This window comes from Christiangramia marina, from assembly GCF_048285865.1.
GTDB lineage: Bacteria > Bacteroidota > Bacteroidia > Flavobacteriales > Flavobacteriaceae > Christiangramia > Christiangramia marina.
This window is the reverse complement of the sequence record NZ_JBLVTK010000002.1, coordinates 208,722-221,907: the sequence shown is the minus strand read 5'-3', so window position 1 is coordinate 221,907 and position 13,186 is coordinate 208,722. Positions and strand designations below refer to the sequence as shown.

The 13,186-nt window shown below is 35.1% G+C and carries 11 protein-coding genes and 1 pseudogene; all 12 read left to right on the top strand.

All coding sequences use genetic code 11. The features are described 5' to 3' along the window. Positions 1 to 295: 295 nt before the first annotated feature. The 12 genes and pseudogenes from ACNKXS_RS07485 to ACNKXS_RS07430 all read left to right on the top strand — a co-directional run bounded on the left by ACNKXS_RS07485 (position 296) and on the right by ACNKXS_RS07430 (position 13,186). Positions 296 to 1,300 (top strand): LacI family DNA-binding transcriptional regulator, encoded by a 1,005-nt coding sequence (locus tag ACNKXS_RS07485; RefSeq protein WP_417920337.1) that lies wholly within the window; start codon positions 296 to 298, stop codon positions 1,298 to 1,300. Positions 1,301 to 1,409: 109 nt separating this feature from the next. Then, the gene (locus ACNKXS_RS07480; protein ID WP_417920336.1) at positions 1,410 to 2,381 is read left to right on the top strand and encodes an SDR family oxidoreductase; all 972 of its coding nucleotides are present in this window, start codon (positions 1,410 to 1,412) and stop codon (positions 2,379 to 2,381) included. A gap of 4 nt (positions 2,382 to 2,385) precedes the next feature. Beyond that, on the top strand, positions 2,386 to 3,669 hold the full coding sequence (locus tag ACNKXS_RS07475; RefSeq protein WP_417920335.1) for a nucleotide sugar dehydrogenase: 1,284 nt from the start codon (positions 2,386 to 2,388) through the stop codon (positions 3,667 to 3,669). Next, complete coding sequence (locus ACNKXS_RS07470) at positions 3,670 to 5,064, top strand: nucleotide sugar dehydrogenase (RefSeq protein ID WP_417920334.1); 1,395 nt, start codon at positions 3,670 to 3,672, stop codon at positions 5,062 to 5,064. Between the two features lie 69 nt (positions 5,065 to 5,133). After that, positions 5,134 to 5,973 (top strand): annotated as a pseudogene (locus ACNKXS_RS07465) (beta-keto acid cleavage family enzyme). Further along, entirely contained in the window at positions 5,966 to 6,622 is a 657-nt protein-coding gene (locus tag ACNKXS_RS07460) for a DapH/DapD/GlmU-related protein (RefSeq protein WP_417920333.1), read from the top strand. Before ACNKXS_RS07465 ends, ACNKXS_RS07460 begins: the two are co-directional and overlap by 8 nt. 40 nt (positions 6,623 to 6,662) lie before the next feature. Beyond that, on the top strand, positions 6,663 to 7,595 hold the full coding sequence (locus tag ACNKXS_RS07455) for a glycosyltransferase (protein ID WP_417920332.1): 933 nt from the start codon (positions 6,663 to 6,665) through the stop codon (positions 7,593 to 7,595). 5 nt (positions 7,596 to 7,600) lie between these two features. Next, positions 7,601 to 8,758 (top strand): dTDP-4-amino-4,6-dideoxygalactose transaminase, encoded by a 1,158-nt coding sequence (gene rffA, locus ACNKXS_RS07450; protein ID WP_417920331.1) that lies wholly within the window; start codon positions 7,601 to 7,603, stop codon positions 8,756 to 8,758. After that, positions 8,736 to 9,944 carry a hypothetical protein gene (locus ACNKXS_RS07445; RefSeq protein ID WP_417920330.1) on the top strand — a complete coding sequence of 403 codons (1,209 nt, stop codon included), beginning with the start codon at positions 8,736 to 8,738 and terminating at the stop codon, positions 9,942 to 9,944. Before rffA ends, ACNKXS_RS07445 begins: the two co-directional genes overlap by 23 nt. A 299-nt stretch (positions 9,945 to 10,243) precedes the next feature. Next, complete coding sequence (locus ACNKXS_RS07440; RefSeq protein WP_417920329.1) at positions 10,244 to 11,431, top strand: UDP-N-acetylglucosamine 4,6-dehydratase; 1,188 nt, start codon at positions 10,244 to 10,246, stop codon at positions 11,429 to 11,431. Next, positions 11,431 to 12,573 (top strand): LegC family aminotransferase, encoded by a 1,143-nt coding sequence (locus ACNKXS_RS07435; RefSeq protein WP_417920328.1) that lies wholly within the window; start codon positions 11,431 to 11,433, stop codon positions 12,571 to 12,573. Before ACNKXS_RS07440 ends, ACNKXS_RS07435 begins: the two co-directional genes overlap by 1 nt. Then, on the top strand, positions 12,563 to 13,186 hold the full coding sequence (locus ACNKXS_RS07430) for an acetyltransferase (protein WP_417920327.1): 624 nt from the start codon (positions 12,563 to 12,565) through the stop codon (positions 13,184 to 13,186). Before ACNKXS_RS07435 ends, ACNKXS_RS07430 begins: the two co-directional genes overlap by 11 nt.

Sequence of the window (13,186 nt, the reverse complement as noted above, 5' to 3'; positions counted from 1 at the left end):
TACGATGATCGCAGATTGTGCACAAGGGGTTGGTCGTGTTTAGGATAAGTTTAACTGAGTGTTTACAAGGGTTTTCGGCATCATCATCAATATTCTCGAGATGCATGTGATTTAGTTATGAGAACGAAATACTTCTAATTCTTAAACATTGTTAAGAATCGAGGTGATTGGTAGAAATGCAATGAATTGGGCCGATAACTTCAAAATCATAATTTATTCTTTTCTTTGCAAATTGGTAAATGAAGACAGGTATTTCCGCAGCAATTATTGAATTAATTTATTTCAACAGTTTATTATGAAGAGTAAAATAACCTTAAAAGAGCTTTCGAAGTTACTTAACGTGAGTGTTTCTACGGTTTCGAAAGCACTTCATGATAGTCCGGAAATTAGTCCTAAAACAGCCGAAAGGGTGAAGGAGTTAGCAAAGCTTCACAACTACCGGCCAAATCCGGTAGCGGTTAATTTGAAAAAAAGCAAGACAGGAACGATTGGTGTTGTGATTCCAAATATTTCGAACAGCTTTTTTGCTAGGGTTCTATCTGGAATTGAAGCTCAGGCGCAGCAACATGATCAGCAGATAATCACCTATATATCCAATGAATCACTCGATCGCGAAAAGCAAATTTGTGATCTTCTGACTTCCGGAATGGTCGACGGAGTTTTAATTGCAGTTTCAGAAGAAACTCAGAAAAAGGCAGAGTATGAACACCTGTTTGCCCTCTTAGATTATGATATTCCTGTTGTTGTTTACGACCGAATTAATCTAAATCTACCTGCAGATAAAGTGGGCGTGGATGATGAAAAGAGTTTCTACGATGCTACGAGATTCTTTAGAGCAAAAGGTTTGGAACGAATTGGTATTGCTTCAGCTATTCACCATGTAGGTATTGGAAAACTGAGGATATCTGGTTATCAGAAAGCAATGGACGAATTGCCTGTATTCACAGCACGAAGCAGTAGTGAGGGAACTTTAAAATCTAAAATTGAAAAGCTCTTAATTACGGAGAAAGTAGAGGCTTTACTCTGTACAGATTTTGAAAGCGCGATCATCACAACAAGAGTGGCTTATGAGCAAAATATTAAAATACCGGAAGATTTAAAGATCATTGGTTATATCAATAAAGACATCGCAGAGTATCTTACGCCATCACTTAGCTATATCGAACAACATCCATCGGAATTGGGAGTAAAAGCGGTCGAAGTCCTCAATCAGAGAATTTCTGGCGACATTTCAGCTGGTAAATTTGAAGAGAAAATAATAGCTACTACTATGGTTCATTTGGAATCGAGTAAATTTTAGAAACTAATTTATTTAAATTTCCTTTAACAATACTTAACATTGAAATTCTATCTTTGCAAATTGATAATTAAAAACTCATAATTTGATAACTGAATCTCAGAAGGATTTATTGAAATCATCAAAAGTATTGGTAACGGGAGGAGCAGGATTTATAGGATCTAATCTTTGCGAAAAGCTCTTAGAATTTGGCGCTGAAGTAACCTGCCTTGACAACTTAGCTACCGGTCATAAACATAATATTGATCCATTTTTAAAAAATAATAAGTTTAAATTCATTGAAGGGGATATTCGAAACCTGGAAACCTGTCTTCAGGCTACTAAAAATCAGGATTTTGTTCTTCATGAGGCCGCTTTGGGTTCAGTGCCAAGGTCTATAAATGATCCAATTACCAGTAATGATGTTAATGTTTCTGGTTTCTTGAATATGCTTGTTGCATCTCGTGATAATGGAATTAAACGATTTGTTTATGCTGCAAGTTCATCTACTTATGGTGATTCGGAAAACCTTCCAAAGGTTGAGGACGTAATTGGTAAACCTCTTTCTCCTTATGCTATTACTAAATACGTCAACGAACTTTATGCTGATATTTTTAATAAGTCTTACGGTCTAGATACGATAGGACTTCGTTATTTCAATGTCTTCGGAAGACGTCAGGATCCTAATGGAGCATATGCAGCTGTTATCCCAAAGTTTGTGATGCAGTTAATGAAAAAAGAGAGTCCTGTGATCAACGGCGACGGAACTTATTCCAGAGACTTCACTTATATAGACAATGTTGTGCAGATGAACCTTCTTTGTTTGGTTACAGAGAATGAAAATGCTCTTAACGAGGTATATAACACAGCAGTAGGTGACCGTACAAACTTAAAGGAATTGACTCAGCTCCTAAAGCAAAATCTAGCTGAATACGATTCGGATATTGCTGAAGTAGAAATAGAATATGGTCCTAATAGACCTGGAGATATTCCGCATTCATTAGCATCGGTAGAGAAGGCTAAAAAATTACTTAACTATAATCCCACACATGGAATAGAAGATGGTCTAAAAGAGGCTACTCATTGGTATTGGGATAATTTATAGACAGATGAAAGACACTAAAAAAATAGCAGTTATAGGTTTAGGTTATGTTGGATTACCACTTGCGAGACTCTTTTCAACTAAATTTCCTGTAGTTGGTTTTGACATCAATTCAGCCAGAGTAAAAGAATTGATGTCGGGTACTGATTCTACCCTTGAAGTTGAAGATGAAGTTTTAAAAGCTTCCCTGAAGAATGAAAATTCTGATACAAATGGATTGTTCTGTTCAGCAAATCTAAAAGATATAGAGGATTGCAATTATTATATCATTACTGTTCCAACTCCTGTTGACAAAAATAATAGGCCAGATCTTACTCCTTTGTATAAGAGTAGTGAAACTGTTGCTAAAGTTTTATCAAAAGGAGATGTGGTTGTCTATGAATCGACTGTATACCCTGGAGTTACAGAGGATGAGTGTGTTCCTGTACTCGAAAAACATTCAGGGCTAAAGTTCAATGAAGACTTTTTCGTAGGTTATTCCCCGGAAAGAATCAACCCTGGAGATAAGGAACATACTGTAGAAAAAATTCTTAAAGTAACGGCTGGTTCCACACCTGAGATTGGAGAACGGGTAAACAATCTGTACGCTGAAGTTATTACTGCCGGGACACATCTTGCTCCAACAATTAAGGTGGCTGAAGCGGCAAAAGTCATAGAAAATTCCCAAAGAGATATAAATATTGCATTCGTAAACGAATTAGCTAAAATATTTAACATGATGGGTATTGATACCCAGGATGTTTTGGAAGCAGCAGGTACAAAATGGAATTTTCTACCATTTAAACCTGGATTAGTTGGTGGTCATTGTATAGGCGTAGACCCATATTACTTAGCGCAGAAAGCTCAGGAAATTGGATATCATCCGGAAATCATTCTCGCGGGTAGAAGAATGAATGATAGTATGGGGCAATATGTAGCCTCGGAACTAGTAAAGTTGATGCTTCAAAATGATATCAAAGTTAAAGCTTCTAAAATTTTAGTATTAGGAATAACTTTCAAGGAGAATTGTCCTGATGTTAGAAACACTAAAGTTGTGGATGTTATTAAGAGTTTGAAAGAATACGGAGTGGAGATAACTATATATGATCCACTAGCTAATCCTTCAGAAGTGAAACATGAGTATGGTTTGGAAACAGTTAAAAGGTTGCCTAAGGAAAAATTTAATGCTATTCTTCTAACAGTTGCCCATAAAGAATTTCTGGAACTAGACCTGGAAGATTTAAAACTTCCTACTTCTGTAGTATACGATGTCAAAGGAGTTCTGGGTAATAAATGTGATAAAAAATTATAAATGAAGATTAAGAATATTTGTTGTATAGGGGCTGGATATGTTGGAGGACCAACTATGGCAGTCATAGCACAAAAATGTCCGGAAATAAACGTCACTGTTGTAGATATTAATGAAAGCAGGATTGCTGCATGGAATGATGATGATGTTAACAATATTCCAATCTATGAACCGGGACTTTCCAACATCGTTGGCGAGGCCAGAGGTCGTAATCTTTTTTTCTCGACTGACGTTGATGCTGCGATAGATCAAGCCGATATGATCTTTATTTCCGTCAACACGCCTACCAAAACATATGGTATAGGAAAAGGTATGGCCGCTGATCTTAAATTTATAGAGTTATGTGCCAGGCAGATTGCGCGAGTCGCAACAACCGATAAAATTGTAGTTGAAAAATCTACTCTTCCAGTTCGAACAGCCGAAGCACTTAGAAATATTTTAGATAATACTGGAAATGGTGTAAAATATCAAATCTTATCAAATCCCGAATTCTTGGCTGAAGGAACAGCCGTAGATGACTTGATGGATCCTGATAGAGTGCTAATTGGAGGAGATATAGATACTGCTGAAGGTGCTGAAGCCGTTGAAGCCTTAGTAGACGTGTATGCACACTGGATTGATCGAGATAGAATTCTCACTACAAATGTATGGTCATCTGAATTATCAAAACTAACAGCTAATGCTTTCTTGGCTCAACGAGTTTCAAGTATCAATTCACTTTCCGAATTATGTGAAAAAACTGGCGCTGATGTGAACGAAGTTGCCAAGGCAGTTGGAATGGACCGCAGAATCGGATCTAAGTTTCTTCAATCCTCTGTAGGTTTTGGGGGGTCATGCTTTCAGAAAGATATTCTTAATCTGGTTTATATAGCAAAATCTTACGGACTCAATGAAGTAGCAGATTACTGGGAACAGGTAATTATAATGAATGACCACCAGAAAAGACGATTCGCAGCTAACATTGTGAAGACTTTGTTCAATACAGTGTCAGGGAAAAAAATTGGAATACTGGGATGGGCCTTTAAGAAAGACACCAACGATACCAGAGAGTCTGCCGCAATATATGTAGTTGACTATTTACTTAATGAGCAGGCGGAGGTAGTGGTTTATGATCCTAAGGTAAAACCTGAGCAGATTTATGCGGATTTAGACTACTTGAATACCAGGCCAGAGGCTGAGAATAGAGCAAGCGTTACAATCGTGGATAATTCGCATGAGGTTGCGGAAAAAGCACATGCTGTAGCTGTATTAACAGAATGGGATGAATTTATAGAATTAGACTGGAGTAAGGTATATGATGACATGCTTAAGCCTGCATTTTTATTCGATGGTAGACGACTATTGAACCGCGCAGAAAAAGAGCAAATTGGATTTGAATTTTACGCCATAGGATCTTAAGGGAAGTTTAATAACCTTTGGAAAGAGCCTCAAGATGTCTTATTTTAGTTTATTAAATCCGATATTATTTTGAATGAGAAGAAAGTAGTAGTCAATTTTTGTCCAACAGGAATGGTCCCGACAAAAAAAATGACGCCCCATATCCCAATATCACCTAATGAGATAATTGAGCAAACCCATGAGGCATACGAAATAGGTATTACAATTGCGCATCTGCATGCACGTGAGGAGAGCGGTGAGCCAACTTGGAAACCAGAAATATATCAGTAAATTTTTGAAGGTGTACGTAAACATTGTCCAGATCTAATAATCTGTGGCAGTTCTTCAGGAAGAAAATTCCCGGAATTTGAAAAGCGCTCTGCTGTTATTGAATTGCAGCCCGATATGTGTTCTCTTACTCTTTCAAGTCTCAATTTTATGCGTCAGGCATCTATGAATTCTCCAGATATTATATTGAAACTGGCTGAAAAGATGAAAGATTATGGAGTAGTGCCGGAACTGGAATGTTTTGATCTAGGAATGATTAATTATGGAAAATACTTGATCAAAAAAAATATTGTGGAAGGGCCTTATTATTGGAATCTTTTATTTGGAAATATCGCTGGATTTCAGGGAACTTATTCTCAAATTGGTGCAGCGGTAAGTGAAATTCCAGACGATCATTACATAGCCTTAGCAGGTTTAGGTTCAGATCAGTTGAAGGTAAATTCTTCAGCAATAGCCATGGGTTATAATGTTAGAATTGGACTTGAGGATAATATTTGGAAGGATTATACTAAAACAAAATACGTCACTAATTTAGAATTAATAAAACGAACCCATAATTTTATAGAAGATAACCAAAGAGTATTCTTTTCTTCTAAAGAATTTGGGGAACTAGGTTTTTATAATCGAAAAGTAAGTGTATAAAAATATCCAGATACTTGGTTTTGCTCCATATTACGTAGCCGTTCTCCATGATATCATACGGGGAAACAGCATTTCAGAAAAAATAGAAGTATTTAAGAATTTATCCTGCTCCTCAAATCCGGTTGTATTTACCAAACCTCTCGATTTAATTATTCACGAAAAAGAAAAACTCGTAGACAAAGAAAAATCATGTGTCTTTGGAGTTTCTGGAGGTAGTAATAAACTTAACGTTTTCGCTTACTTTAAGAAAGAATTTGATATAGGTGAAGAGGCTTATATCAATATCATTGATAAATCATGCAATATTGCATTAAGTGTAGACATGAGTTTAGGTTGTGTTTTAGAGCAGAATATAAGTGTTTCTGCTCAAACTAAATTTGGTTTTGGAGTATCAGTTAAGAGAGGTGTAAACATTGGACATCACTGTTTAATTGGCAAGTTTGTTGATATTAATCCTGGTTCTACAATAGCTGGGAAAGTTAAGATTGGAGCAGGAACTACCGTGGGGGCTGGGGCAGTTATTATAGATGGGATCCATATTGGGGAGAATTCTATTATTGGTGCGGGCAGTATTGTAACTAAAAATATACCCTCAAACGTTATTGCCTATGGGAGTCCCTGCAAAATTGTTAGGGAGATCAATATCTGATGCTATAAATTCTTTATATTGAAATTTCAAATAAAATAATTTGGAGCACCTTTACTCGATAATAATACCTGTATTTAAAAGCACCCAAAGTTTAGAAATACTGATTTCTAAGTTAGAGTATATGGCTAAGGAATATAATTATTCTTTGGAGGTGATTTTTGTCAACGACAGCCCGCTTGAAGATACTACTGTTACCGCTCTGGAAAAAGTCAGAAATAGCTATAGTTTCGTAAGAGTCTTAACTTTGCATAAGAATCAAGGTCAACAGCTTGCCACTCTGGCAGGGATGTCCCAGGCAACAGGAGATTTTGTGATAACAATGGATGATGATCTTCAACACTCTCCAAGTGATATACCACTTCTAATTCAAACAATACAGGAGAAGAAAAGTCTTGATGGGGTTTTTGCAGTTCCTAATTATCTTCAAAAAAAGCATAGTCTTTGGCGAAATTTTGCAAGTTTTATTCTGAAAAAAGTAGATACAATCTTTTTAAAAAAACCTAAAGGTCTCATGCTGTCATCTTTTAGGATATTGACAAAAGATTTAAATAAACTGATAGTTGGAAACTATAATGCGATGCCTTCTGTCTCAAGTTTAATGCTAAATGCTACCAATAATCTAGAAAGTATTCAGGTAAAGCATCATCAAAGGGACTTTGATAAAAGTAATTATTCTTTACCCCAACTGGTTACTCTTGCATTGAATACTATTTTACATTACTCTTCCATACCTTTAAGGATTATGGCATTTGTTGGACTGCTGGGTTTTATAGGTTCTATGATCTTTATAATATCAATCGTTATTCGAAAATTAATGCTAGACATTGAAATTCCTGGCTATGCTTCTACAGTAACACTGATAAGCTTCTTTGGAGGTTTAAATCTATTCGCTCTCGGACTTATTGGAGAGTATCTTATTCGTGTTATAAAGGAACAGCAAAAAATGAAACTATCAGATCTAATAAAATCCTGAACAATATGGTCAATATTCCTTTTAATAAACCTTATTTAACAGGAAATGAAATTAAATACATCGAAGAAGCTGTTAAGTCTGGAAAAATTTCAGGAAATGGGGACTTCACAAAGAAATGTCAGAATTTTTTTCAGGAGAGATATGATTTCGGTAAATGCTTTTTAACTAGCTCATGCACCGATGCATTAGAAATGGCTGCCATTCTATTAAATATTCAGCCAGGAGATGAGGTTATAATTCCTTCTTATACTTTTGTAAGTACTGCAAATGCTTTCGTTCTGAGAGGAGCTAAAATTGTATTCGTGGATAGCCGGGCTGATCATCCTGGAATGGATGAAGAAAGTATAGAAGCTCTAATAACTTCAAAAACTAAAGTAATTGTTCCTGTTCATTATGCGGGTATTGCCTGTGATATGGATAAAATTATGGAGTTGTCAAGAAAGTACAATCTTGCAGTTGTTGAGGATGCTGCTCATGCTATAGACAGTTTTTATACGGGAAAAGATGGTGTAAAAAGAGCATTAGGATCTATTGGTGATCTGGCTACCTTCTCTTTTCATGAGACAAAAAATATAATTTCTGGAGAGGGAGGTATGTTGGTAGTGAATAATAATAACTACCAAAAAAGAGCTGAAATTATTTGGGAAAAGGGAACAAACAGATCGGCTTTTTTTAGAGGTGAGGTAGATAAGTATAACTGGGTAGATATAGGAAGTTCATTTTTGCCCTCAGAAGTTACAGCCGCTTTTTTATGGGCTCAATTAGAGAATCTCGATAGGATTCAATCAAAACGACTTCAGCTTTGGAAAAAATACTATGAGGTTTTAAATTCTGAAGATATAAAGCATACTTTGAATCTTCCGGTAATTCCTAAATATGCTACCAATAATGCCCATATATTTTATGTTGTAACTTCAAATATTCAGCACAGAGATGAAATAATACAGAGGCTAAAATCAAAAGGTATTCTGGCAGTATTTCATTATATCAGTTTACATGAAAGTCCATTTTACAGGTCAAAAGTAAAGGATGAAAACCAGAATTTTTCAAATTTAGAAAGGTACACAGATTGTTTGTTAAGACTTCCGTTATTTTTTGAATTAGAACCAGAAATAATAGATCAAATAAGTAAAACCATAGATGAAACTGCTGAAATTTTCTAATTTTTTCTGGGGTCTTGTGCTAGCCCTTTTGATTATCTTAAGTATAGCTTATTCATTTATAAGTACAGATGCACCCTATTATTTATCTATGGCGCGAGATGTGTCCCAGGGGTATGTACCTTATAAAGATATTTTCACCAGTTACACGCCGGTAATGATGTACCTTAATTCTTTCGTTCATTATTTTACTGATAATCCTTCCTATCAACTTTTATTAGCTTTTCAGTATATAGTAATAGCTATGGGAGTAGGATTCTTTTACCAAATATGCAGGAAAGAAGAGGTTGGAAAGAAATCATCTGTTTTCTTAAGTCTACTATTGTTTATTGCTATTTTAAGTTCAGACGGGACCTATATAAACCTAGAGGTTTATGTCATATTATTTACTTTCATAGCGTATTATCTTTTGATAGGGAAGAAATTCTTCTGGTGCGGTGTGTTTCTAGCTCTAGGATTTTTTTCAAAGCAATACGGAATCTTCAATTTTCTGCCTTTTTTTCTGTTGATTATCGCTTACCATGGGTATCATAAGAGTTATTTAGGAAAATTCATATTAGGGGGAGTTTTACCTTTATTAGGATTTCTAGTATACTTTGTCATCATAGAACAAGTAGAGTTGACAGATTTAATTTTACAGTTAACAGGATCAGGATATGATGATGAAATGATTGAATTAGAGACGACCTGGTTTAGGTTTCTCGCTGGGTCTAAAATTTTTCTATTATTATTGGTGCCTTTATTCTTTTCTGGCATTAAGCCATTACGGGAAAAAATTGACATAATATTAATAATCGGAATTTTAGTTAATTTCTTACCCCTGTACATTCAGACGGTATCCCATTATTTTCTTCTGACATTTCCCTATATATTTCTTTTAATGGCCCGGAATCTAAACTTTCCTAATAAACGATTTCTGGTGATGTCTAATATAACTTTGATCGTAATAGCAGGTTTATTATTCGTTCGAATATATAAATATAGAGATGTTTATAGTGAACAGCTGGAGTTAGCGGCAGAAACCAGGAACGTATATCCGCCGGGTTCTGACGTTTTTTTATACAAACACTTTAGATTCTTATATATCTTGAATGATTACCGAAATCCTGTACTTGCACAAATAGGGTATAGGTATGGGTTTGAACCCGATGATGAGTTTAGGCGGAAATATGAAGTCCTAAGAAAATGACCTTACACCTTATAATTGAAAATTTATAATTAGTCTTTTGTATATTCTTTAAGAAATAAAGTTTCTGCAATATTGGAGAAACTTTATCTTTGCTGCCTGCTTTAAAGGTAAAATATCAATTTTAAGCTGTTAATTCTCAAATTTTTTTATAAAATCAATTTAAGTTGACCCTGCACTATCATTAAGGACATTAAGGCTGAGTTCTTATGAATTAGTATTTCAATTTAATTTTGGCTTAAGACTTAAACATTGAGCAATATCTCTTGGCAATTTTTCTTTAATCAAACATTATATTTGATATGAATATTTTATCATTAATTGGTAGGAACCAGGAATTATTTAGAACAGATATAAATCTTTATGAAAATGAATTAAGAAATAAAGTTGGAAGTTCTTCTTTTCTTGTTCTTGGTGGTGCTGGCTCCATAGGGCAAGCTGTTACCCAGGAGATTTTCAAGAGGAACCCTAAGAAACTACATGTTGTTGATATTAGTGAAAATAATATGGTGGAATTGGTTAGGGATATACGCAGTTCTTATGGGTATATTGATGGAGATTTTAAAACTTTTGCATTAGATATAGGCTCGTTGGAATATGAAACTTTTATAAAAGCAGATGGGAAATACGATTATGTTCTAAATCTTTCTGCATTAAAGCATGTTCGTAGCGAAAAAGATCCGTTTACATTGATGAGAATGATAGATGTAAATGTCTTTAATACTGATAAAACCTTAGTCCAATCCATTGAAAAGGGAAGTAAAAAGTACTTTTGCGTTTCTACAGATAAGGCCGCCAATCCAGTAAATATGATGGGCGCTTCTAAAAGAATTATGGAAATGTTCTTAATGCGTAGAAGTAAAGATATTGAAATATCTACTGCCCGTTTCGCTAATGTCGCATTTTCTGATGGTTCTTTACTGCACGGTTTTAATCAACGGATACAAAAACGGCAGCCTATTGTAGCACCTAATGATGTGAAGCGCTATTTCGTGACTCCTCAGGAAAGTGGAGAATTATGTCTAATGTCATGTATATTTGGTGAAAATAGAGATGTTTTTTTTCCGAAATTAAGTGAAAGTCTGCACCTAATTTCATTTGCTGATATCGCAGTTAAATATTTGGAGCAACTTGGTTTTGAGCCTTATTTATGTCAAGACGAGGACGAAGCAAGAGAGTTAATGAAAACACTACCAGATCAAAAGAAATGGCCTTGTTATTTTACTGGAAGCGATACCACTGGCGAAAAGGATTTTGAAGAGTTTTTTACAGATTCAGAAGTTTTGGATTTAGATAAATTCCAAAACTTAGGAGTTATAAAAAATGAACTGAATGTAGAAAATAATAAACTTCAGCTTTTTGAAGACCAAATCGCGGATTTTAGAAATTCAAAAAACTGGTCGAAAGAAGAAATTGTAGCCTTATTCCATAAAATGATTCCAGATTTTGGTCATAAGGAAACAGGGAAATATTTAGATTCAAAAATGTAATGTCAGATTCAACAAACACAATTTCTTTCATAAGAGAAATATACCAGTCTCAGGATTTTATTCCCCTTCACGAACCGCGATTCATTGGTAATGAGAAAAAATACCTGTTAGATGCGATAGATTCCACTTTTGTTTCTTCAGTAGGTGCTTATGTAGATAGGTTTGAAGAAATGATGCAGGGAATCACAAAAACCAAAAAGACGGTTGCAGTTGTTAATGGAACTTCTGGCATACAGGTGGCCTTACGTTTGGTTGGAGTTAAAAGTGGAGACGAAGTTTTAACTCAAGCACTTACATTCGTTGCTACGGCAAATGCTATCTCTTACTTGGGGGCCAAACCAGTATTTATAGATGTCGATCTAGATACAATGGGCTTATCTCCCAATGCAGTTCAAAGTTTCCTGGAAGAATATGGAGAACTTCGGGAAAATGGATGTTACAATAAACAAACTGGTAATAAAATAGCTGCATGTTTACCTATGCACACGTTTGGTTTTCCTGTACATATTTCCGAGCTTACTAAAATTTGTAACGAATGGAATATTCCAGTAGTAGAAGATGCAGCTGAATCTCTTGGCAGCGAGTTTAATGGGCAGCCAACTGGAAGTTTTGGGGAAGTAGGTGTATTCTCCTTTAACGGAAACAAAATAGTGACCAGTGGAGGTGGAGGCGCAATAGTTACGAACAATGAGAATTTGGGTTTAAAAGCAAAATATTTAACTACAACGGCTAAACAGCCACATGCTTATGAGTATGTACACGATGAATTGGGATATAATTTTAGAATGCCAAACCTAAATGCAGCGTTAGCATGTGCACAATTGGAGAATCTTAATTTGTTTCTTGGAAAAAAAAGAGAGTTGGCTAAGAAGTATGAGGAGTTTTTCATAGGAGAAGATGTCAAGTTTCGGGTAGAATTACCAGGCACTATAGCCAATTATTGGTTAATGTGTGTTGAACTCGAGGACAGGAAGGCTAGGGATCTATTCTTAAAGGAAACAAATGAGGCAAAAGTTATGACCCGACCAATTTGGGAATTGATGTTTAGACTACCAATGTATCAAGATTGTTTAAAAGATAAACAAGTAAATGCTAAATTCTTAGTGGATAGAATTGTAAATATACCTAGTAGTGTTAAATAGAGAAATTGTACTTGCTGGATATTCTGGTCATGGAATTGTTGTTGCAGAAGCAGCACTTCAATCAAATTTAAATGTAAAATATTATACCGATAAAAAAGAGATTACTAAGAATCCCTTTAATTTATTATACTTAGGATTCGAAGAGGATTTAGATTTTAATTCTTTGAATAAAAACTATGGTTTTATTTTAGGAATTGGAGATAATATTATAAGAAGAAATACTGCAGATTGGCTAATTTCTAAGGGTTTAGATTTAATAAATGTAATTCATCCATCGGCATCGATATCAAGGGAAGTTCAATTTGGTAGTGGTAATTTTATTTCAAGAAATGTTGCTGTAAACCCTTTAGTGGAAATTGGAGATATATGTATACTAAACACTGGTTGCATTATCGAACATGAATGTTTTATAGGAAATGGAGTTCATATCGCTCCAGGCGCTGTATTGGCTGGGAATGTGAAGATTGGAAATAATACCTTTATAGGTGCTAATTCTGTAATTAAGCAAGGAATAGTGATTGGAGCTAATGTTGTTGTTGGAGCTGGATCCGTAATTGTAAAGGATATTGAAGATAATAAAATAGTATTTGGAAATCCAGGTAGAGAGGTGTGA

Excerpts from the sequence above, each read along its gene's own strand:
- ACNKXS_RS07485 (WP_417920337.1), top strand. The coding sequence starts at position 296 with ATGAAGAGTAAAATAACCTTAAAAGAGCTTTCGAAGTTACTTAACGTG.
- ACNKXS_RS07475 (WP_417920335.1), top strand. The coding sequence starts at position 2,386 with ATGAAAGACACTAAAAAAATAGCAGTTATAGGTTTAGGTTATGTTGGA.
- ACNKXS_RS07470 (WP_417920334.1), top strand. The coding sequence starts at position 3,670 with ATGAAGATTAAGAATATTTGTTGTATAGGGGCTGGATATGTTGGAGGA.
- rffA (WP_417920331.1), top strand. The coding sequence starts at position 7,601 with ATGGTCAATATTCCTTTTAATAAACCTTATTTAACAGGAAATGAAATT.
- ACNKXS_RS07445 (WP_417920330.1), top strand. The coding sequence starts at position 8,736 with ATGAAACTGCTGAAATTTTCTAATTTTTTCTGGGGTCTTGTGCTAGCC.
- ACNKXS_RS07440 (WP_417920329.1), top strand. The coding sequence starts at position 10,244 with ATGAATATTTTATCATTAATTGGTAGGAACCAGGAATTATTTAGAACA.
- ACNKXS_RS07435 (WP_417920328.1), top strand. The coding sequence starts at position 11,431 with ATGTCAGATTCAACAAACACAATTTCTTTCATAAGAGAAATATACCAG.